The 19,846-nt window shown below is 69.4% G+C and carries 15 protein-coding genes and 5 pseudogenes; 7 read left to right on the top strand and 13 right to left on the bottom strand.

Translation table 11 applies throughout. The annotated features are described in order from the left end of the window. The first annotated feature begins 3 nt into the window (after window positions 1-3). Window positions 4-957: a sigma-70 family RNA polymerase sigma factor gene (locus AB0Q90_RS00220; protein WP_363163805.1), complete on the top strand. Its 954-nt coding sequence runs from the start codon at window positions 4-6 to the stop codon at window positions 955-957. A gap of 115 nt (window positions 958-1,072) precedes the next feature. Continuing rightward, window positions 1,073-1,978 (top strand): alpha/beta hydrolase, encoded by a 906-nt coding sequence (locus AB0Q90_RS00215; protein WP_363163804.1) that lies wholly within the window; start codon window positions 1,073-1,075, stop codon window positions 1,976-1,978. A 5-nt stretch (window positions 1,979-1,983) separates the two neighbouring features. On the opposite strand, the gene AB0Q90_RS00210 is transcribed toward AB0Q90_RS00215, so the two are convergent. From AB0Q90_RS00210 to AB0Q90_RS00180, 7 genes and pseudogenes are all read right to left on the bottom strand, one after another. Next, window positions 1,984-2,436 (bottom strand): hypothetical protein, encoded by a 453-nt coding sequence (locus tag AB0Q90_RS00210; RefSeq protein ID WP_363163803.1) that lies wholly within the window; start codon window positions 2,434-2,436, stop codon window positions 1,984-1,986. Continuing rightward, a complete protein-coding gene (locus tag AB0Q90_RS00205) occupies window positions 2,433-2,978 on the bottom strand; it encodes a sigma-70 family RNA polymerase sigma factor (protein WP_363163802.1) in 546 nt (181 codons plus the stop codon). Before AB0Q90_RS00205 ends, AB0Q90_RS00210 begins: the two co-directional genes overlap by 4 nt. Before the next feature lie 71 nt (window positions 2,979-3,049). After that, window positions 3,050-3,562, bottom strand: a pseudogene (locus tag AB0Q90_RS00200) (3-oxoacid CoA-transferase subunit B); the annotation flags it as partial. Then, window positions 3,562-3,876, bottom strand: a pseudogene (locus AB0Q90_RS00195) (CoA-transferase); the annotation flags it as partial. The pseudogenes AB0Q90_RS00200 and AB0Q90_RS00195, both read right to left, overlap by 1 nt. Continuing rightward, window positions 3,876-5,069, bottom strand: a complete 1,194-nt coding sequence (gene fahA, locus AB0Q90_RS00190; RefSeq protein ID WP_363163801.1) for a fumarylacetoacetase — start codon at window positions 5,067-5,069, stop codon at window positions 3,876-3,878. The pseudogene AB0Q90_RS00195 and the gene fahA, both read right to left, overlap by 1 nt. After that, window positions 5,066-5,935, bottom strand: a complete 870-nt coding sequence (locus tag AB0Q90_RS00185; RefSeq protein WP_363163800.1) for a hypothetical protein — start codon at window positions 5,933-5,935, stop codon at window positions 5,066-5,068. The genes fahA and AB0Q90_RS00185 overlap by 4 nt, the downstream gene beginning before the upstream one ends. Continuing rightward, window positions 5,932-7,113 (bottom strand): homogentisate 1,2-dioxygenase, encoded by a 1,182-nt coding sequence (locus AB0Q90_RS00180; RefSeq protein WP_363163799.1) that lies wholly within the window; start codon window positions 7,111-7,113, stop codon window positions 5,932-5,934. The genes AB0Q90_RS00185 and AB0Q90_RS00180 overlap by 4 nt, the downstream gene beginning before the upstream one ends. A 176-nt stretch (window positions 7,114-7,289) precedes the next feature. Here AB0Q90_RS00180 and AB0Q90_RS00175 point away from each other — a divergent pair, with 176 nt between their 5' ends. Next, complete coding sequence (locus AB0Q90_RS00175; protein WP_363163798.1) at window positions 7,290-7,961, top strand: helix-turn-helix domain-containing protein; 672 nt, start codon at window positions 7,290-7,292, stop codon at window positions 7,959-7,961. Between the two features lie 188 nt (window positions 7,962-8,149). Further along, window positions 8,150-9,355, top strand: coding sequence for a 4-hydroxyphenylpyruvate dioxygenase (hppD, locus tag AB0Q90_RS00170; RefSeq protein ID WP_363163797.1), 1,206 nt, complete (start codon window positions 8,150-8,152; stop codon window positions 9,353-9,355). A gap of 156 nt (window positions 9,356-9,511) precedes the next feature. Here hppD and AB0Q90_RS00165 read toward each other — a convergent pair whose 3' ends face one another. From AB0Q90_RS00165 to AB0Q90_RS00140, 6 genes and pseudogenes are all read right to left on the bottom strand, one after another. Beyond that, a complete protein-coding gene (locus tag AB0Q90_RS00165) occupies window positions 9,512-12,277 on the bottom strand; it encodes a LuxR family transcriptional regulator (RefSeq protein ID WP_363163796.1) in 2,766 nt (921 codons plus the stop codon). Window positions 12,278-12,584: 307 nt separating this feature from the next. Continuing rightward, window positions 12,585-13,056 (bottom strand): annotated as a pseudogene (locus AB0Q90_RS00160) (class I SAM-dependent methyltransferase). A gap of 505 nt (window positions 13,057-13,561) precedes the next feature. Then, window positions 13,562-14,398 carry an alpha/beta hydrolase gene (locus AB0Q90_RS00155; RefSeq protein ID WP_363163795.1) on the bottom strand — a complete coding sequence of 279 codons (837 nt, stop codon included), beginning with the start codon at window positions 14,396-14,398 and terminating at the stop codon, window positions 13,562-13,564. Between the two features lie 169 nt (window positions 14,399-14,567). Beyond that, window positions 14,568-14,738: pseudogene (locus AB0Q90_RS00150) on the bottom strand (transposase); the annotation flags it as partial. Between the two features lie 350 nt (window positions 14,739-15,088). Continuing rightward, the gene (locus AB0Q90_RS00145; protein WP_363163794.1) at window positions 15,089-16,072 is read right to left on the bottom strand and encodes a tyrosinase family protein; all 984 of its coding nucleotides are present in this window, start codon (window positions 16,070-16,072) and stop codon (window positions 15,089-15,091) included. Window positions 16,073-16,558: 486 nt separating this feature from the next. After that, window positions 16,559-17,779 (bottom strand): cytochrome P450, encoded by a 1,221-nt coding sequence (locus AB0Q90_RS00140; RefSeq protein ID WP_363163793.1) that lies wholly within the window; start codon window positions 17,777-17,779, stop codon window positions 16,559-16,561. Window positions 17,780-18,590: 811 nt separating this feature from the next. Here AB0Q90_RS00140 and AB0Q90_RS00135 point away from each other — a divergent pair. The 3 genes and pseudogenes from AB0Q90_RS00135 to AB0Q90_RS00125 all read left to right on the top strand — a co-directional run bounded on the left by AB0Q90_RS00135 (window position 18,591) and on the right by AB0Q90_RS00125 (window position 19,840). Continuing rightward, window positions 18,591-19,115, top strand: coding sequence for a hypothetical protein (locus tag AB0Q90_RS00135; protein WP_363163792.1), 525 nt, complete (start codon window positions 18,591-18,593; stop codon window positions 19,113-19,115). 39 nt (window positions 19,116-19,154) lie between these two features. Next, window positions 19,155-19,525 (top strand): annotated as a pseudogene (locus tag AB0Q90_RS00130) (transposase family protein); the annotation flags it as partial. An 84-nt stretch (window positions 19,526-19,609) separates the two neighbouring features. Continuing rightward, window positions 19,610-19,840 (top strand): hypothetical protein, encoded by a 231-nt coding sequence (locus AB0Q90_RS00125; RefSeq protein ID WP_363163791.1) that lies wholly within the window; start codon window positions 19,610-19,612, stop codon window positions 19,838-19,840. The last annotated feature ends 6 nt before the right edge of the window (window positions 19,841-19,846 follow it).

Raw genomic sequence — 19,846 nt, 5'->3', positions numbered from 1 at the left:
CGCGTGGACAGCATCGCCACTGATCGCTTCGACACCAGTCGGTTCGAGGCCAGCCGCACCCGGCTGGCCTCCCTGGCCTACCGTCTCCTCGGCTCGGCCGCCGACGCCGAGGACGCCGTACAGGATGCGTTCCTGCACTGGCAGGCCGCCGACCGGCAGCTGATCAGGGCGCCGGAGGCATGGCTGACCAAGGTCGTCACCAACCTGTGCCTGGACCGGCTCCGCGCGGCACAGGCCCGCCGCGAACGCACCGTCGGCGGCTGGCTGCCCGAACCGCTCCTCGACGGCGACCCGATGCTCGGCCCCGCTGACACGTTCGAGCAGCGCGAGTCGGTCTCGCTGGCCGTGCTGACGCTCATGGAGCGCCTGTCACCCCTTGAGCGGGCCGTCTACGTCCTGCGCGAAGCATTCTCCTACGGCCACGCCGAGATCGCCGAGATCCTCGACATCACCGAGTCCGCAAGCCAGCAGCACCTCCACCGGGCCCGGCACCGCATCACCGCCGCACGCCGCCGCGGCGGGGAGATCGACCCGGCATCCGCGCGCCGGATCGTCGAGGAGTTCCTCACCGCCGCCGCCTCGGGCCGCACCGAACGGCTGGTGGCACTGCTCACCGACGACGCGACCGCGATCTCCGACGGCGCCGGCCTGACCGAGAAGCTGCTGCGGTTCGACACCCCGCAGCGCATCGCCGCCATCGCACGGGCCGGCTTCAAACCCACCACTGCGAAACGGCGCTTCGCCGGCGGCACTATGACCGCCTACTACGCGCTCGTCAACGGCGCCCCCGCCATCCTCTTCGTGGTCGGCGACCAGATCGTCGGCTCCGTCACCTTCGACATCGAAGGCGGCAGGATCGCAACCGTCCGCGGCATCGCCGCCCCCGACCGCCTCACCCGCCTAACCGAAGCCTGGCGGCGGCACGAACCGGACACGCCGCTCATCGCCCAGTGGTGATGCGCTTCATATAAATGGACGCGTTGGAGCCGGAGGGAACCTTTCGGCTCCGCCTCTCCTCCTGACCTGCCGATGCGGTTCCGCAAGAGACCCGCCGAAGGCGAGAGGCGTTTCCATGGCATCGAGTACGACCTCGGGCACGGCTGCTGCCCCCAGACCGCTACCGGCCGCCGAGGGGGCGGAGCACCGCTGGCTGGAGGTGCGCGGCGCCAGGCTGCACGTGGCCGAGTACGGAACGGGCACCCCGGTCCTGCTGCTGCACGGTTTCCCACAGCACTGGTTCGCCTGGCACCCGGTCGCGCGCCTGGCGGCATCCGGGCACCGGCTGATCTGCCCGGACCTGCGGGGCTTCGGCTGGTCGGAGCAGACCGGGCGCGGCTACGACATCGAGGGCCTGTCCGAGGACATGCTCGCGCTGTTGGACGCTCTCGGCCTTGACCGGGTGGGCCTGGTCGGGCACGACTGGGGTGCCCATGTCGGCTTCCGGCTGTGCTTGCGGGCACCGGAGCGGTTCAGCGGCTACCTGGCGCTCAACATGGCCCACCCGTGGGCCCGGCACCGGGCAATCCTGCCGAACCTGTGGCGGCAGTGGTACACCGCCTTCATCGAGTATCCGGTGATCGGCAGAGCCGTACTGCGCCGCTGGCCGGCGTTCACCCGCTTCCTGCTGCGTCACCAGGTCGCCGAGTCCTCCGTCTGGCAAGCCGACGAGCTCATGGAGTTCAGCGCCGCGGCCAAGGCCAGTGCGCACGCCGGGCAGGCCATGTTCTGGCAGTACATCGTCCGGGAGATCCCGGCGCTGCTGCGCGGCACGTGGCGCGAGCACCGGCTCACGGTGCCGACCGTGCTGCTGGGCGGCGAACGGGACAACGTGATCCGCCCGTCCATGCTGGCCGGAGGCGAGAGCCACGCGGACGATCTCACCGTGCGGATCGTGCCCGGCGCCGGCCACTTCCTGCCCCGGGAGGCCCCACACGCGGTGGCCGAGGCGATGAGGGAGTTGTTCGTGACAGGCCGCTGAAGCCGCTAACGTACGGCCGCCCGGAGCCCGACTCTGCGGACGAACGCCTGCCCGCGGCGGGCCCCGAGCAGCCGGCCGTACACCGACTGGACCGGCCGCAGGGCGGCGGGACGCACCGCACCGAGCACCGCGAAGCGCGTGCCGTCGCCCTCCGGGGCGGCGGCCATGCCACCCACGACAAGGCGCGACTGCATCAGGCACCAGCCGGGAGCCAGCCGCACCTCGAAAGCGGCGCGGACACCGAGCGGTCCCACCGCCCGGGCCTGCTTGCGATCGGCGTCGCCCGGCGGGACGCGGAACTCGCGCAGGAAGGGCACGAGGTGCGGCAGTTCACCCGCCAGATCCTCGGCGACCGCCCACACCTCGTCGTACGGCAGGTCCAACCGCTCCTCCGCGTACATCGCGGCATGCAGTCCCGCGGCCATCAACCGCAACCGCGCCACAGAGTCAACGCTCATCGCTGCCACGCCTTCCGGAACGCCGAACGGGCACGGTGCAGACGGGACTTGACCGTGCCCGGCGCAATGTCCAGCACCTTTGCGGCACTTCGTTCATCCAGCCCCTCCAGCTCGCGCAGTACGAGCACCGCGCGATGCTGCACCGGCATCCGCGCGAGGACGTCCCGCACCTCTACGGACAGCTCGCCGTCACCACGAGGCAAGAGGTCGTGCAGGCGGGCCAGTTCATCCGCGTCGACGGCACGCTCGACGGCAGTGCGCCGCGCCACCCGCACCGCCTCCCGCACGGTGATCGTGCGCGCCCAACCGTAGAACGCCTGCGGATCACGCAGCCCCCGCACCCCCAGGAAGATCGCCATCAGCGCCTCCTGGACGGCGTCCTCACTGTCCGACACCGCAATCGGCCGGCACAACCGGGTCACGTACGGCGTCACCGACGTCAGCAGTTCGTCCATCGCCAGCACGTCCCCGGTCCGCGCGGCCCGCACCAGCGCGGCCGCGGCGTCCCACGGCTGCTGGTCTTCTCCCCCCGAAGCGTCCATCGCCCTGGAGACTACCGTCCCTGCCTCACCGGCCGATCACCCGCAAGCCGCAACCCAGCAGTACTCATGACTCACGCCACAGGAGTACCGGTCTTCTCGCGCAGCTCGTCGAGGGTGACCCCGGGTGCCAGTTCGACGAGTCGGCACCCCTCGGACGTGAGGTCGAGCACGGCCAGGTCTGTGATGATCCGCTGCACCACCCCCTGCCCGGTGAGCGGCAGGCTGCACTCCGCGACGATCTTGTGGGAGCCGTCCTTGGCGACGTGCTCCATGAGGACGATCACGCGCTTGGCACCGTGGACCAAGTCCATGGCGCCGCCCATGCCCTTGACCATTTTCCCGGGCACCATCCAGTTGGCCAGGTCGCCCGAGGCGGAGACCTGCATGCCCCCGAGTACGGCGGTGTCGATGTGGCCGCCGCGGATCACGCCGAAGCTCTGGGCGGAGTCGAAGAACGACGCCCCGGGGCTGACCGTGACGGTCTCCTTGCCGGCGTTGATCAGGTCGGCGTCGACGTCGTCGTCGGTCGGGTACGGGCCCGTTCCGAGGATGCCGTTCTCGCTGTGCAGGGTGACCCGGACCCCTCGGCCAGGGTGCCCTGAGGGGTGAGCTCCACCTCCAGCTCGCCGGAGAGGTACTGGCGGGCGAACTCCTTGTTCTCCCCGACGTAGGAGGCTGTGACCCGGCGGATCCGGCCGAGGTCGAGGAGGATGCCGAGTCCGATGCCGTCGACGCCGCAGTTGTTGGAGAAGACCTCCAGGTCGTCTGCTCCCTGCTCGGCCAGTGCCTGGATCAGACGGTCCGGGATTCCGGACAGCCCGAACCCGCCGACGGCGAGGGAGCTGCCCGAGGCGATGTCGGCGACCGCTTCCGCGGCCGAGGCCACCGTCTTGCTCATCACGCCTCCTGACGCTTGCCGCTGGTGATCCGGCCGCGGGCCTCGCCGAAGCCGATCCGGGTTCCGCCGGCGCCCGGGGCCGTGGCGGCCAGGACGATCTCGTCCCCGTCCTCCAGGAACGTGCGCTGCTGACCGTTGACCGTGACGGGTTCCTTGCCGCCCCAGGTCAGTTCGATGAAGGCACCGCGCTGCTCCTTCTGCGGACCGGAGACGGTGCCGGACGCGAACAGGTCACCGGTGCGCGAAGGTGCGCCGTTGACGGTCTGGTGGGCCAGCATCTGGGCGGGGGACCAGTACATCGCGGCGTACGGCGGCCGGGAGACGACCTGACCGTTCCAGGCGACCGTGAGATCGACGTCGAGGCCCCACGGCCGCTCCATCCGCAGGTACGGCAGCACGGCCGGCTCCTGCGTCGGGACCGGGACCCGGGCGGAGTCCAGGGCGAGCAGTGGCACCACCCATGGCGAGATCGTCGAGGCGAAGGACTTGCCCAGGTTGGGGCCGAGCGGGACGTACTCCCAGGCCTGGATGTCGCGCGCGGACCAGTCGTTGAAGAGCACCACCCCGAAGATGTGCCGCTCCGCGTCCTCGGTGCCGATGGACTCGCCCATGGCGTTGCCGGTCCCGAGGACGAAGCCGAGCTCGGCCTCGATGTCGAGGCGGGTCGAGGGCCCGAAGACCGGCGCCGGGTCCTGGGGGCCCTTGCGCTGCCCGGAGGGCCGGATGATGTCGGTGCCCGAGACGACGACCGAGGCCGCCCGTCCGTGGTAACCGACCGGAAGGTGCTTCCAGTTCGGCATCAGCGGGTCCGGGTTGTCGGGCCGGAAGAGCCTGCCCAGATTCGAGGCGTGGTGCTCGGAGGCGTAGAAGTCGACGTAGTCGGCGACCTCGAACGGCAGGTGCAGTGTCACCGCGCCCAGGTCGTGGATCGCCTCCGCGGGGACCTGGCCCCGGAGCCGCTCGGTGATCTCGGCCCGGACCTCGACCCAGCGGGCGTGGCCCTGTGCCATGAAGGCGTTCAGGCTCGGGCGGGCAAAGACGTCGTCGTCCAGCAGGACGGCCAGGTCGATGACGTGCTCGCCGTAGCGGGTCGCCACGCGCGGCTCCCGGCCGGCTGTCGAGTAGACGCCGTAGGGCAGGTTGGTCAGGCCGAACAGGGAGTCGGCCGGGACGGTCAACTGGGTGGTGGTCATGCGGACACCTCGGTCAGGTCGGCGATCGTCGCGGCGGGCAGCAGGCCCAGGCCGGCCAACTCGGCGGCGGGTTCGGCGACGGAGCAGGTGCCGAAGGAGCGGAACAGGTCACGGGCGCCGGGTGACACGGCACGCACCCGCTCGGCGACCCGGTCGCCGTCGCGGTCGGCCAGCAGTCGGACCACTTCCTCCTCCTCGGCACCGTGGAGGGCCGCGTCGGTGGCCACCAGCAGGTTGAGGAACCCGTGCTGCTCGAATCCGGTCTCCGGGTCGGTGTTGCGCAGCGCGTGGTGCAGCCCCGCGGTCGCCTTGAAGGCCACTTTGGCCCGCACCGTGGCCAGGACGGCCGCCGCGAGTTCGCGCTCGTCGGGGTAGAGCTCGGCGCGTACGCCTCCGGTCCGGAACTTGGCCGGATACGGGGTCCCGGCGAGTTCGGCGAGCAGCGTCCCGCGCCGGGCGTCGCGCGGCACCTCGACATAGACGGTCAGGTCGGTGTCGTCGTCGATCGCCTCGGCCAGGGCAGGTACGACCGTGTCGGCGGCGACTGCGTCCGGGACGGCGACTTCCAGCCCGACCAGCCGCACGGCCGGGATCCGGTGCGCCGCCGCGAGAGCGTCGCAGACACCCGGCAGCGGAACGGTCACAGACAGGTCGAACGAGCCCTCGGGGAGGCCGGCGGTCAACTCGGCCAGCCGGTCGATGTCCTTGGCCGCGAGAACGAACGCACCGACCAGCCCGGCGTGGGTGCCGCGAGTGTGCTCCATGTGGGCCGCGACCGCGTCTTCGATCGGCAGGCTGCCGGGCGGGAAGACTGCCGCGTCGTCGAACAGCCCGGCAAACACCTGTGGCACCAGCTGCTCGCTCATCGGTTCTGCTCCCAGGAGTAGGCATACGTCCCGTCGTCCGTCGCGCGAGCGGCTTCACCGAGCTGAAGGGGACGGAAGGTGTCGACCATGACCGCGAGCTCGTCGAAGAACTCCGCCCCGATCGACCGCTCAATGGCACCCGGCTGGGGACCGTGGGGATGGCCGCCCGGGTGCAGGGAGATCGACCCCTGTCCGATCCCGGAGCCCTTGCGTGCCTCGTAGTCTCCGCCGCAGTAGAACATCACCTCGTCGGAGTCGACGTTGGAGTGGTAGTACGGCACCGGGACGGCCAGCGGGTGGTAGTCCACCTTGCGCGGAACGAAGTTGCAGATCACGAAGTTGTGGCCCTCGAAGACCTGGTGAGCCGGCGGCGGCTGGTGCACCCGGCCCGTGATGGGCTCGAAGTCGCGGATGTTGAAAACGTAGGGGTAGAGGCAGCCGTCCCAGCCGACGACGTCGAAGGGGTGGTTCGGCAGGGTGTGGACGGTCCCTGCGACGCCGCCCGGCCCGCGGTGCTTGATGTACACCTCGACGTTCTCACCGTCGACGAGCTTCGGCCCGTCCGGGAGGCGGAAGTCGCGCTCGCAGAACGGCGCGTGCTCCAGCAGCTGGCCGTGCTTGGAGAGGTAGCGCCGGGCGGGCCCGACGTGCGAGTTGGCCTCGACCGCGTAGATGCGTACGGTGCCTTCCGGGACGATCCGGTACGTGGTCGCCCGCGGGACGATCACATAGTCTCCGTCGCCGACGGCGAGGTCCCCGAAGACCGTCTCCACGCGTGCCCGCCCGTCCTCGACGTAGAGGCACTCGTCGCCGATCGCGTTGCGGTAGTAGGGGCTGACCGTGTCGGCCACGACATACGCCAGCCGTACGTCCTCGTTGCCCAGCAGCAGCCTGCGGCCGGTCACCGCGTCGATGCCGGACTCGCCTTCCGTGAACAGCTTGTGCGTGGAGAGGTGACGGGGCACGAGGGGGTGGTTGGGCACCAGGGACTGGTCCCCGAGGTCCCACACCCGGTACTCCCGCACCGCGGACGGGATGTGCCGGTGGTAGAGCAGCGAGGAGTCCGAGGAGAACCCCTCCTCGCCCATCAGTTCCTCGTAGTAGAGGTTCCCGTCCGGGTCCCGGTGCTGGGTATGGCGTTTCGGCGGAACCGCGCCCGCCCGGTGGTAGTACGGCAAGGCTCTCTCCCTGTGCGCTCAGCGCACATCTTTGTGCGATAGAAGCAGCAAGTTGACGTTAGGTCTCGGGGGACGGCTCAGTCAAGGTCGCGCTCGGGCTCCCGGCGCCGCTTGTGCGTTTGACGTGCCCTAACGTGGCGTCCGAAGAAGCTCTGTCGGTTTTCTCGGAGGCGTTGATGGCCACCCTGCAAGGTCTGGATCGTGGGCTTCGGGCTCTGGACCTGATCTCTCTGACGCCCGACGGCCTGACGGTGGCGGACCTGGCGGCGCAGCTTGGGATCGACCGGGCCATCGCGTACCGGATCGTGCAGACGCTGGAGGAGCACGCGCTGGTCTCCCGGCACGGCAAGCGGCTGCGGCTCGGTGCCGGTGCCGCCACGCTGGCGGGACGGTTCCAGCATCAGCTGGTTCTGGTGGCCCAGCCGGTTCTCCAGGAGCTCGCCGACGGAACCGGTGCCTCCGCCTTCCTGACGGTGGCGCACGGTGCGCGGGAGTGCGTTCCCGTCGCGGGAGCGCAGCCGACCGTCCAGCACGGTCCTGTCCAGGTGGGCTACCGCATCGGCGTGCGGCATCCGCTGGAGCGGGGGGCGAACGGCGTCGCCATCCTCGCGCTGCAGCCGCCGTTGCCGGATGAGTCCGAGGAGATCGTGCGGGCTCGGGAGGTGGGCTACAGCGTCACCTCGGGCCAACTCCAGCAGGGAGCCACCGGGATCGCGGTGGGGTTCGAGGTGCCCGGCGCGGTCGGCGCTTCGGTCGGCGTGGTGGCCATGCACGACTTCGACGTCGAGTCGGTCGCCGTTCAGGTGGGGGAGGCGGCCTCGCGGCTGGCGTCGCTCAGCAAGGCCTGACGGCGCGCCCTGGGTGATCTTGCGTCCGCGACCCGCTTTCAACTGGGCAGATTGTATATATGAAGCGGCCTGGAGGGAGGCAAGCTGAGCAGCTTGAACAGCTCAGAAGGTGACTCTTGTGCAGGTGAGGGGGGTCGGTGTGTTCTACCGCCACGCGCTGGAAGCAGGCACACCGAAAGGGATGACGTATGAGCATCGAGCAGACCCTCACCAGCCAGGAACGGCTTGCGGAGCTCGACCTGCAGCAGCTCAAGCAGCTGGTCGGACTCGTGGAGTACGACGCCGAGGGCGACCCCTTCCCGGTGACCGGGTGGGACGCGGTGGTCTGGTCGGTGGGCAACGCGACTCAGGCGTCGCTGTACTTCCAGACGGTCTTCGGGATGGAGCTCGTCGCCTACTCCGGTCCGGAGACCGGCAACCGTGACCACCACGCGTTCGTGCTGCGCTCCGGGGCGATCCGGTTCGTGCTCAAGGGCGGCGTCGACCCGGACAGCCCGCTGCTGGACCACCACCGCCGCCACGGTGACGGCGTCATCGACATCGCCCTTGAGGTGCCCGACGTCGACAAGTGCATCGAGCACGCCCGCGCGCAGGGCGCGACCGTGCTGGAGGAGCCGCAGGACGTCACCGACGAGCACGGCACCGTCCGGATCGCGGCCATCGCCACCTACGGCGAGACCCGCCACACCCTGGTGGACCGCTCCCGCTACACCGGCCCCTACCTGCCCGGTTACGTCGCCCGGACCTCGGGCTATGTGAAGCCCGAGGACGAGCCCAAGCGCATCTTCCAGGCGCTCGACCACGTCGTGGGCAACGTGGAGCTCGGCAACATGGACGAGTGGGTCGAGTTCTACAACCGCGTCATGGGCTTCACCAACATGGCCGAGTTCATCGGCGACGACATCGCCACCGAGTACTCGGCGCTGATGAGCAAGGTCGTCGCCAGCGGGAACCACCGGGTGAAGTTTCCGCTCAACGAGCCGGCGGTCGCGAAGAAGCGCTCCCAGATCGACGAGTACCTCGACTTCTACCGTGGCCCCGGCGCCCAGCACCTCGCCCTCGCCACCAACGACATCATCAGGACCGTCGACATCCTGCGGTCCAAGGGCATCGAGTTCCTCGCCACGCCGGAGAGCTACTACACCGACCCCGCACTGCGTGCCCGGATCGGCAACGTCCGCGTGCCGATCGAGGAGTTGGCCTCGCGCGGCATCCTCGTCGACCGCGACGAGGACGGTTACCTGCTGCAGATCTTCACCAAGCCGATCGGTGACCGGCCCACGGTGTTCTTCGAGTTCATCGAACGCCATGGCTCCCTGGGCTTCGGCAAGGGCAACTTCCAGGCCCTGTTCGAGGCCATCGAGCGCGAGCAGGAGAAGCGCGGCAACTTCTAGGACCCGTACGGGCCGTGATCGCATGGGTGCGATCACGGCCCCTGCGGACTTGGCACGGACTTCCCGGCAGCGGCATCCGACCGCTGTCGGGCGAGCGCCGTTCCGGGCGAGGACCACGATCAGCAGCAGCGCGTGGGCGCCTGACCCACCCGGTACTCACACGTTCTGCTCGCCGGGGATCTTGCTCAGGGCGTCGCGCAGGGCGGCGCGGGTGGTGATGCCCAGCTTGGGGAAGACCCGGTACAGGTGGGAGCTGACCGTGCGGGGTGAGAGGTGCATGCGGTCGCCGATCTCCTTGTTGGTCAGGCCACTTGCGGCGAGGTCGGCGATCCGGCGTTCTTGCCAGGTCAGCGCCGTCAGGGGAGCCGAGGGGGACTGGACGGTCGCACCGGCGGCGTGCAGCTCGGTCCGTGCGCGTTCGGCCCAGGTGGTTGCACCGAGCCGCTCGAATGTTTCCGCGGCCAGGGTGAGTGAGTGGCGTGCCGCCTTCCTGCCGTGGGTGTGGCGTTGGCGGATGCCGTGGGCGAGGTGGATGCGGGCGAGTTCGAAGGGGAAGCGGGCGGCGGCGGGGTGGGTTTGGGCGCGGTGGTACATGGTGTCGGCTTCGGTGGTGTCGGTGGCGGTCATGGCGAGGGCGCCGTAGGTGATGAGGGCGAGGCGGGGGGAGACGTCGGGCAGGCCGGCGTGGTGTGCGGCGAGGGCGTGGTTGCGGGCTTGTTCGGTGCGGCCGGTGTGGAGGGCTGCTTCGACGAGGTCGAGGAGGGTGCGGGGGGCTTGGTGGGCGTAGGGGGTGAAGGTGCCGGGGGGTGTGATGCCGATGGCGTGGAGGTAGGCGGCTTCGTAGTCGCCTTCGGCGAGGGCTGCGGTGGTGCCGACCGCGTCGGTGATCTGGGTGAGGAACCCGGCGCCGCGGGGGCGGGCCCAGGCATCGACCGTGGCCTGCAACTCCCGCGCCCGGTCCACCTGACCCCGAAGCCCGGCCAGCAGACCCAGCTGTGCCTGCGCGTGAACAACGAACAGAGTGTGCCGGTTTGCTGTCGCCAGCTCCAGACAACGCTGCCCGGTGCGCTCGGCCTCGCCCCACTCGCCGACCGCGATCTGATCCATCATGATCATGAGCAGTATGCTCACGGCGTTGGTCAGGGCCCCCGTGTCCGCCTCGCGGTCCACGGTGCGCTGCAGATGCGGCCGGTACTGGCTGAGCGTGTCCACGTGGTGGGCGGCGAGCGCCAGGCGGGCGACGTCCCACGGCTCAAGGTCGCGGAAACCGGAGAAGGCGCGCTCCACCCCTTCCCCTACGTCGGCGCCGCGACGCACCACGTCGCCCCAGGCGTCCTGGTAGATACGGGAGAGCGGGGACACCAGGTCGCCCAGCGAGTCCAGGAGCTCATGAGTCCGCTCCCACGCGTCCTGGTCACCCGCGTACAGATTGATGGCCAGCAGCAGGTCGACCAAGTGCGTGAGAACCTCGTCCGGCTCCCACACCCCGTCGGTGCGCATGCTCTCGATCGTCGCGACGACCTGGCGCTGTGAGGACCGCAGGGCTCCGTCCTCCAGGGCCGCGACGAAGGCCGACGCGAACACCGTGGCCGGGGAGTCGTTGCCGGCGGGCCCCGCGTCCGAGTCGACCAGTTGCCGGACCTGGTCCAGCCGGCCGGAGTGCGCGGCGGTGTGCGCCGCGCTGCCCAGGCGTCTGGACCGTTCCTCGCGGGTTTCGCTGAGTTCGGCGGCGCGGGTCAGCCAAGCCACGGCGGCGACCGACCCGCCGCGGCGGGTGGCGGAGTCCGCGGCCGCCTCCAGTGCGGCCGCGACCTCCTCGTCCGGGTCGACCGTGGCGGCCGCCAGATGTGTGGCCCGCCGTTCCATGTCGTCGCGGTGCACCTGGGCGAGGGCCGCGTGCGCCGCGCGCCGTTCGTTGGGCGTGGCCATCTGGACGACCGTCGAGCGCACCAGGGGATGACGGAAGACGAACTCGCCGCTGAGCGGATCGATGTCCAGCAGACCGCAGGCCGCGGCTTCGTCGGCATTGCGCATGCGGTAACGCGTGCTCCGGGTGCGGTCGGCCGCCGTGCCCGCTCCTACGCCGTCCAGGGCACCGCGCAGCAGCTCGGTGCGCACCGCCTCGTCGAGGGACTGAAGGCGCGCGCCGTACACGTGCTGCAGGCGCAGGGGCAGCGGGGTGCCGGCGTACCCGAAGAGCTGCTCGGACGTGCGGGCCGTCCGGTTGCCGCGTACGTGGGGCGGCAGTTCCAGCAGGGCCAGCGGATTGCCCTGGGCCTCTTCCAGGACCAGACGGCGGATCTGCGGATCGAGCCCGGGATGGTGCAGGTCCAGGAGCGCTTCGGAGACCTTCTCCGACAGCGTGGCCACCGGCAGTTCGGGCAGCGCGGCCGTGTCGAAGCCCGAGGGCACCTCGGAGCGCAGCCCGACGACGAGCTTCACCGAACTGCCGGTCAGCCGCCGCCCCACGAAGCCGCACACCGCGATGCTGGAGGTGTCCAGCCACTGGCCGTCGTCGAGCACCAGCAGGAGGGGTTGCTGGGACGCCGCGAGGGAGAACAGGTCGAGGACCGCGATACCGAGCGTCATGACCGAGGGAGGCGTGCCCCCGCTCCGGCCGAAGACGACGTCGAAGACCCCGCGGTGCGTGTCGTCCAGCCGGTCGATGTAGGACAGCAGCGGATACAGGATCTGATGCAGACCGGCGAACGGCAGCTCGGACTCGGCCTCGACGCCGGCCGCCCGGATCACCCGTTGCTGCTCGGCCGTCGCGAGTTCGACGACGTGGTCCAGCAGCGCGCTCTTGCCCACGCCCGCGTCACCACGCAGGACAAGTGCCCGGCCCCCCGGGGCCGTTACGAAGTCGGACAGCACCTCCTGCTCGTGCTCGCGGCCGACCACAGCCCCGTTGATCGACTCCACAGTCCCCCACTCCCTTCACCGCTGAACACGTCCGCGTCCATGCGCACGGATCGCGCCAGGCACAATGCAATGGTGAGGGTACGTCGTCACTCCTCTTCGCGTGGTGCGTCCCCGGAGCGACATATCGTGCGGCAACGCGTGTGACGTGCCCGTAGTCCCGCCACGACCACCTCACGCCGGAGCCTGGATGTCCCGAGGAATCTCGCCATCCGGTATGGCCGAAAGGCTCTTGTCGTACGGCCATACCCGCACACGTGCGAGGGGAACTTCAGGCGGCTACGGCACAATCCCGCGGCAGCCTGCCCCGTCAGGGCCTCTCGGGCTTGCGGGCCAGCAGGCAGGCGTGCGGTCTGTTCACCCGTCCGCCAGGCTCCTGCTCCAGCCTCGCGATGACGACGAGTCCGGCCTGCTCCAGCAGGCCGACCATGCGGTCCAGCGGCAGAAGGTACGACTCGTAGGACACCGGACGGCCATAGCCCTGGATGGGCTGCAGCCGTTCATCGCCGACATAGTCTCCCCAGAGCAGGTAGCCGCCGGGCGCGAGCGTGCGGTGGAACTCGGCGAAGACCGCAGGCAGCCACTGCGGGGGCGTGTGGTGGGCCGCGTCCCAGGTCCGCGACCGGCTCCAGCCCGGCCGTCCGCACGAGTTCGGCGAACCCCGCCGGCATCGCGCGTGACAGCGGGTCCGTCTCGGCTGGACGCGGGACGCGTTCGACGTAATCGGCGGCGACCGCGTCGTACGACTCGCGCACGGCGGTCAGAAAGGAGGGCTTAGCCATGCGGGCGACGTCAGACCAGGCAACTGACAGGCCGTGTCACGACCTTGCCGTCCGTTTCGTCGCCGGCATACCGGCGCCCGGCGCCGAACGCATCCTGGGCCCGGTGCTGCCGCATATGCGCAACCTCGAAGTGCCAGGCGTTCCGCTGCGAGACGGTCCTCGTGGCTGGCCCGAACGGCCGGACTGCGCCGGCCGGGCAGGTGTACGGGCGGCCGAACTGCCCGCGCTGCCGTCCACGGTGGACGCGGTGGTGCACGGCTCGCCGCTCACAGACCGGACCCGCGGCATGTTCGGCGCGGACGCGTTGGCACTGTTGAAGGACGCGGCAACGGCATTGCTACGCGAGACAGTTGAAAAGGGTGCTGCACGGCCACACCCCTCACCCTCGGCGGCCGATCACAACGAGGCACGGCCCTCTGGGGGCAGGCACATGTCTCGCGGCCGCCCGGCTCTGCCCGCCTGCTGGAGCAGCGGGCGCTGCCGGACGGCCCCGGGGCCGGTTCTTCTACTTGCCCAGGAACGTGAGCAGCGCCTTGTTCACGTCGTCGGCGTGAGTCCACAGCAGCCCGTGGGGTGCGCCCTCGATCTCCACGTATGTGGCGGAGGGAAGGGCCTTGTGGAAGAGGCGCGCGGTGGAGTCGACCGGCAGGATCCGGTCGCCCGTGCCGTGCAGGATGAGAGCCGGCACGTCGATCTTGGGGATGTCCTGGCGGAAGTCGGTGCCCCAGGTGAGCGGCGCGGCTGCGGCGGCGTAGGCGCCACCGCCTGCCGCGACATTCCAGCTGTTGCGGACGGCCTCTTCGCTGATACGTGTGCCCAGGTTCTCGTCCAGGTTGTAGAAGTCCTGGTAGAAGGAGGTGTAGTAGGCAAACCGGTCGGTCTTCACCGCGTCGGACACGCCCTGGAAGAACTCTGCGGGCGCCGCACCGCCCGGATTGTCGTCGCTCTTGAGCAGGCACGGCTCCAGGGAGCCGAGGAAGGCCACCTTGGCGATGCGTGAGGAGCCGTAGGTGCCCAGGTAGCGTGCGACCTCACCGGTTCCCATGGAAAACCCGACGAGGACGGCGTCCCGCAGGTCCAGCTTCTCCAGCACGGTGTTGAGGTCGGCGGCGAAAGTGTCGTAGTCGTACCCGACCGTGGGCTGGCTGGACTGGCCGAAGCCACGCCGGTCGTAGGTGATCACGCGGTAGCCGGCGTCCAGCAGCGCCGCCGATTGCTTCTCCCACGAGTGTCCGTCGAGCGGAAAGCCGTGGATCAGGACGACCGGCTGCCCGGTGCCGTGATCCTCGTAGTACAGCTCGATGTCGGTGGTGTTCTCCGTGCCTACGGTGATGAACGGCATGGTGGCCCCTCTCGGCGGTGGCGGAACTGGGTCGTACGGGAGTGCCGGCCTCATCGTCAGCGCCGCTACTCGGCGTGACAGGTCGCAGGTACAGAATCGTCGCGGCATACCTGCGTTGACTACCGTCGAATGACTGAAAAGTCGGGCGCCCTTGTCCGAGCCCCTATGGATGTCCCTGGGTAACGCGTCGTTCCACGTAGGAACGGGTGCGGGCGTCCCACCGCAGGCGGGCTATGACCATGGTGTAGAGCGCTGAATTGGCCTGGCGGTCGCCGCGGTTGAGTCTGCGGCGCTGGGTCTTTCCGGACGATGCCTCCACGGGGCTGGCACCGCACAGAGCGCAAACGATGCCTCGCTGGCCAGGCGGGTGCGCAAGGCGGCGGCCAAGCGGTCGACGGCCTCCGGCGGTACGGCAGCGTCGCCGAGACCGGCAGCAGGAGCAACAGGCGGGTGTGGGGGTCTGCGACGGTGCCGCCGGGCAGGACGTTGTCCGCAGCAACCATGTCCCCGGCGCGACACGATCAAGGTGGGAGGCAGGGCGTTGTGGACGGTCACGGACAGTGTGCCGCGGGAGGGGCTGGCCAGCTCTGACTCGGGTCAAGAGGCCGTGGCCTCGCGTGCTGGGCACAACGAAGTACCGCAGCGCGCATTCGTGTGCTCCAACTCACCTGATGACGAGGCGTCGTCGCCTTATCCGTGATCTGGGTCCTCCGGGGAGGACGGCGCCTCGCGGATGGGGCGATTCGTGTCGTAGCGGGGCGGGGTGACGACCGTGATGTGCCGGCAGTTCTTCTGGTTCTCCGGGAGCAGATTTTCGTTGTCCGGCTCGGTCCACGGCCGAATCTTCGTGACGTCCGGGTTGGCGGTCGGGTTACCGGCCCAGGGGTCGAGCATGGTGAGGATTCCCGGGTCGTAGACGGGGATGGTGGGGTCGATGTCGCTGTCGCCCTCGTCCCCGTACACCTTTTCCGGGTCGAGCCGTTCGGGTCGGGATGTCTGCCAGAGGGCGAAGAGCCGGTCGACATTGGAGTGCAGCAGGAAGACGAACGGGTCGTGGAACGGGAAGTGAGGATTCCCGCCGACGGTGCCGCCGAACCATCCGTGCATCTGGTTGTGCGCCTGCTCCAGACGCTTCCGGAATTCGGAGTACTGCTTCCCTACGGGCGTTTCACGGTCGGTGGCGATGATGGAGCGATCGGTGGGGGCCGGCGGCGATCCCTTGGGGACGTCACGCCAGATCTTCGGTTGCGCGGGATTGGCCGGGTCCGGGTCCGCCGGCCCCGTGGTTTCGAAGTTCTGGAACGGCCACCCTGCTTCGCCCCTCGGGCTTCCCATGAAGTCCGGCGTGAGCAGATTGACTCCGCTTGAATTGCGAGGGTTGGTGGTCCAGTCCCAGTAGTGCAGCGACAGCCGGTAGTCCACTGTGCGCAACAGTGCTTCCAGCCGGTTGCAGAGTTCGCGGTGCCACGGCAGGAACGCTATCCCGCGTGCCGGGGGGAACGCGTGGACGTGTGTGGCCTGGTGAATCTCGTTCTGCTTGTCCCAGTACGAGACTCCGTCTGGATACCGGAATGCAGGGTCGTCACTGAGTGCGACGAACGCGTCGCGGAGTAGCGTGCGCTCCGCAGGTGAGACTTCCGCGACGTCGCGTCGAATTCCATCGCCGAGTGTCATTGTCGACCACCTGACTTTTCGAGGTGCCCACAGTCCCGGCGTGTGATCTCGCACCTGCCCGCACTTCTGGCGGACTAGCGAGCGCCCGCTTATGTCAGGGGCGCTCCAGCGAGCTGACGGCGCTTACGGTGGTGGGCACGGACCACGAGCGCGATCGTCAGATCTGCGTAGCCGGTCCCGTCGGCCCAAGGAGAACGACGTTCTTCTTGCCGCCGGTAATTCCAGTGTGCCCACGTGAACGCGCTGTTGTCGCGGCAGATCGCACGACTCGGCCAGCCGAGGAGACTCGCGCAGGTCAGGCGGCCCCGGACTGCCTTTGCACTACTAGTTCGCCCATGCCATGCCTGACGCCTTGGCATGTCGTTCGGCGTACTGAGCGGTGTAGCCAACGGCCTGTGTGGCGATGGCCGGCGGCATCTCGGAGACGAGGGATCGGAACGCGGCGATGCGGTTTCCGACGAGGGGGGATGCGCCAGCCTCTGGGGTTCACTCCTCGTTCGGGACCGGTGTGAAAGCGACGTCCAGGCGGGTGAGCCCGCGGAAGTTGAGGCTGCGCTGCCACTGGGGCTCGGTGCCGTCGAGGCGCAGGCCGGGGAGCCGGGTGAGGAGTGCTTCCAGCGCGATCGCGCCTTCCAGCCGGGCCAGCGCCGCGCCGAGGCAGAAGTGCGGTCCGTGCCCGAACGACATGTGCCGTCCGCCGGTCCGCTCGAAGTCCAGTGCATGGGGGTCGGCGAACACGGCCGGATCGCGGTTGGCGGCACCGCATACGAGGAGCACGGTCTGTCCTTCGGCGATGGTGCGGCCCGCCAGGTCCAGGTCCTGCCGGGCCCGGCGCAGCATCAGCTGTACCGGGGCGTCGTAGCGCAGGAGTTCCTCGACCGCGCCGGGCATCAGGTCGGGCCGCCGGCGCAGTCGGTCGGCCGCGTGCGGGTGGCGCAGCAGGGCGAGGGTGGCGTTGCCGATGAAGTGGGTGGTGGTCTCGTGGCCCGCGATCAGCAGCAGGGCGCAGTTGGCGAGGAGTTCGTCGAAATCCTGGTCGGTGTGGTGTGCCTGAGTGGTGAGCAGCGCCCGCAGGGTGTGGGGCGCTGCGGGGGTGTCGTGGCGGGTGAGGAGTGCGCGGAGGTAGGCGAGCAGGTCCGCCATGCTCTGCGAGGCCGCACGGTTGCGGTCGGCGTCGAGCCGGGAGTTGCCGATGGCTTCGGCGATGGGTTCGGACCAGGCGGCGAGGGTGGGGCGGTCCTGGTGCGGTACGTCGAGGAGGTCGCAGATGATGGTCAGGGGCAGGGGGCGGGCGAGATCCGCGACGACGTCCATCCGGCCGGTCGGCGCGGCCTCGGCGATGATCCGGTCGACGGCCTCGACGATCCGGGCGCGGAGCGTCGCCACCGCCCTGGGCGTGAAGGCTTTGCTGATCAGGGCCCGCAGCCGGGAGTGGTCGGGGGCGTCGCTGTAGAGCATCTGGCGGCTCAGCACCCGGGCCAGCGGCCGCAGTTCCTCGGACACGGCCGCGATGTCGGGATAGCGCACCGAGGACAGCCTCGGATCGCCCGCGGCTCCGCTGACCACCGCATGTCCGGTGGCGATCCAGGCGTCCAGGTGGCGGTCCCAGAAGAGGTCGTCCGCGCTCCGCAACTCGTCGTAGAAGTCGTACAGACGGGCCTGGACCTGGGGACGAAAAGCCCGCAGCAGCGATGAGGACGCGTTCATTGGCACATGTTAGTGGCCGCACCGGAGTGCAAGGTGTCCTGGTACATGTGTCCGACAGGCGAGCAACATGTCGACCTGAGGGGAAGAAGCCAGTCCCGGCCGCCTTCTGACGTGTGGGTATGCCCCGGCACCGCAAGGGCCTTGTGCTCGACTTCGGTGGTGTGCTGACAACCCCTTTGCTGCCCGCTGCGCCCGCCTTTGAGCGGCGCGAGGAGCTGGCCGAGGGGACTCTGCACACCGCCGCGTCGACGTTCTGTGCGCCCTCCTCCGTGACAACCGCCCCTTCATAACCACCCCTCCGGCACAAGCGGTTGCAGCCGTAGCAGCCTGGCCGGATCATTCGAACCCGGCCAACCGCGTGGCCCAGTGATGACCAGGGGAGGGGAATGAACGAGCAGAGGCTGTCCGAAGCGAGCGCATCGGGGTACCTGATCTCGACTCTCACGACGCTCGCCGTAGATGCCGGGGATCAGATCGCGTGGCTCGACAGGTATCGACTCGAAACCGACGACCTGAGGGCTGTCCCGCAATGGCTCGGGAGCTCGTGGCCCTGTCATCCTGCAGGTTGGCAGCGAGGCTGTGGGAACAGTTGAATGCCGTCGTGACGGACTGGACGCAGGTGGTCGATGCTCACGGGGCGGTTGGGCGAGTGCCACTGCTCCTGGATCAGGTGGAGCGAGAGGAAGTTCCGGAGGCGTGGGACGAGCTGTGGGACCGTCTCTGCCTCCACGGTGAGACGGTCTCCGCGGCGAGCTTCGCCGCTCTCCCTCGCTTGGCAGCTCTAGCTCCCGCGTGTGCCCAGGCACTCGAATTGGCCAGTGCCATCGCGCGTGGCACGTTGCGGCACCCCGACGGTGAAGCTCTGCTCGCGGGCTGTCCGAGCGAGGTCGCCCGGTTGCGGGAACTCGTGGACCAGAGGCTGCGGACGCGTCCGGCCGACTACAACCGGCTCTTCGGTGACCTGCTTGCCCTTGCAGGGCAGTACCACTGGAGCGCCTCCTTGGGGGACTTCGCCGACGACTTCTATGCCGTGTCCTGCCCCGGCTGCGAAGCGGAGGTGACCATCGCCGTCGGTGACTACGGCTGCTACGCGGCCATTCGAGACTGGGATCAGGGCGACATCGAGCGGCGGTCGCTGCGGCCCGCCCCGGCCGAGGAGCTTCGCGACCCGGGCCGATGGATGCACGCCACAGCCGGCCGGGACGGGCAGCAGCGGCTCGCCGAGGGAATCAGATACGTCTTTGGCCGGGCAGAGTGTCCGGCGTGCGCCAGTGTGTTCAACATTGCGGAAGCGCACACGACCGCGAACCTTCCTCCAGCCCTTGAAACGTACTGAACAGGGAGAGGCGCCCCGGCCACTTGCGATGATCTTGAAATGGCTGGCGTCATCACGGCTTCGGATCCCGCGTGGATACCCCGTTCAGCGGGCTGAGCCCAAGGCAATTCGGCAAGCTGATCACCGCGCTCCGGCGCGAGGGCGCCGACCCGGTTCGCAGGGGCCGGCCGTGGGGCCTGCCGCTGGAGGACCGGGTGCTGCTGGTCGCTGCCTACTGGCGCACCAACCTCACCCTGCGCCAACTGGCACCGCTGTTCGGGGTGTCCAAGTCCGCGGCCGACCGCATCATCGACCACCTCGGACCAGCGCTCGCACCCCAGCAGCGCAAGCGGTTCCGCACGGACACCGTCCTGATCGTGGACGGCACCCTGGTCCCCACCCGCGACCACAGCATCGCCGAGCAGTCCAAGACACCTCACGTTGCTAGACCGTCAAGTCGCGGCCCCCTGGCCCGTGTAGCGTGACCTGCCTATTCGAACGGGTGGGGTGGAACGATGGTCGACGTTGTGCGCGTGATGGAGGCGCTGGCCGAGCAGGGCGTCACAGTGCTCTTCAAGGCAGACGCGGAGCGCATGCGTGATGGAGTCAAGCCATGGACTTTCGTCGCGAACGGTGCACCCTTCCATGAAGACCTGCTCGTGCGCACTGATGCGGCCTCGGTGGAGGCCTGCTTGAAGTTCTGTCTGCCTCAGCTGCGTGACCGCGGGCTGGTCATCCCTGAGTGAGGTGCG

It is taken from the genome of Streptomyces sp. NPDC079141 (assembly GCF_040686775.1).
Classification (GTDB): Bacteria; Actinomycetota; Actinomycetes; order Streptomycetales; family Streptomycetaceae; genus Streptomyces.
Note: the sequence above shows the minus strand (reverse complement) of the source record. Positions and strands in the feature narration are given on the sequence as shown.

What these genes read in the sequence shown, in the direction of transcription:
- AB0Q90_RS00155 (WP_363163795.1), bottom strand. Translation starts at nt 14,398, where the DNA reads ATGCCGTTCATCACCGTAGGCACGGAGAACACCACCGACATCGAGCTG.
- hppD (WP_363163797.1), top strand. Translation starts at nt 8,150, where the DNA reads ATGAGCATCGAGCAGACCCTCACCAGCCAGGAACGGCTTGCGGAGCTC.
- AB0Q90_RS00185 (WP_363163800.1), bottom strand. Translation starts at nt 5,935, where the DNA reads ATGAGCGAGCAGCTGGTGCCACAGGTGTTTGCCGGGCTGTTCGACGAC.
- AB0Q90_RS00175 (WP_363163798.1), top strand. Translation starts at nt 7,290, where the DNA reads ATGGCCACCCTGCAAGGTCTGGATCGTGGGCTTCGGGCTCTGGACCTG.
- AB0Q90_RS00215 (WP_363163804.1), top strand. Translation starts at nt 1,073, where the DNA reads ATGGCATCGAGTACGACCTCGGGCACGGCTGCTGCCCCCAGACCGCTA.
- fahA (WP_363163801.1), bottom strand. Translation starts at nt 5,069, where the DNA reads ATGACCACCACCCAGTTGACCGTCCCGGCCGACTCCCTGTTCGGCCTG.
- AB0Q90_RS00140 (WP_363163793.1), bottom strand. Translation starts at nt 17,779, where the DNA reads ATGAACGCGTCCTCATCGCTGCTGCGGGCTTTTCGTCCCCAGGTCCAG.
- AB0Q90_RS00125 (WP_363163791.1), top strand. Translation starts at nt 19,610, where the DNA reads ATGGTCGACGTTGTGCGCGTGATGGAGGCGCTGGCCGAGCAGGGCGTC.
- AB0Q90_RS00145 (WP_363163794.1), bottom strand. Translation starts at nt 16,072, where the DNA reads ATGACACTCGGCGATGGAATTCGACGCGACGTCGCGGAAGTCTCACCT.
- AB0Q90_RS00205 (WP_363163802.1), bottom strand. Translation starts at nt 2,978, where the DNA reads ATGGACGCTTCGGGGGGAGAAGACCAGCAGCCGTGGGACGCCGCGGCC.
- AB0Q90_RS00210 (WP_363163803.1), bottom strand. Translation starts at nt 2,436, where the DNA reads ATGAGCGTTGACTCTGTGGCGCGGTTGCGGTTGATGGCCGCGGGACTG.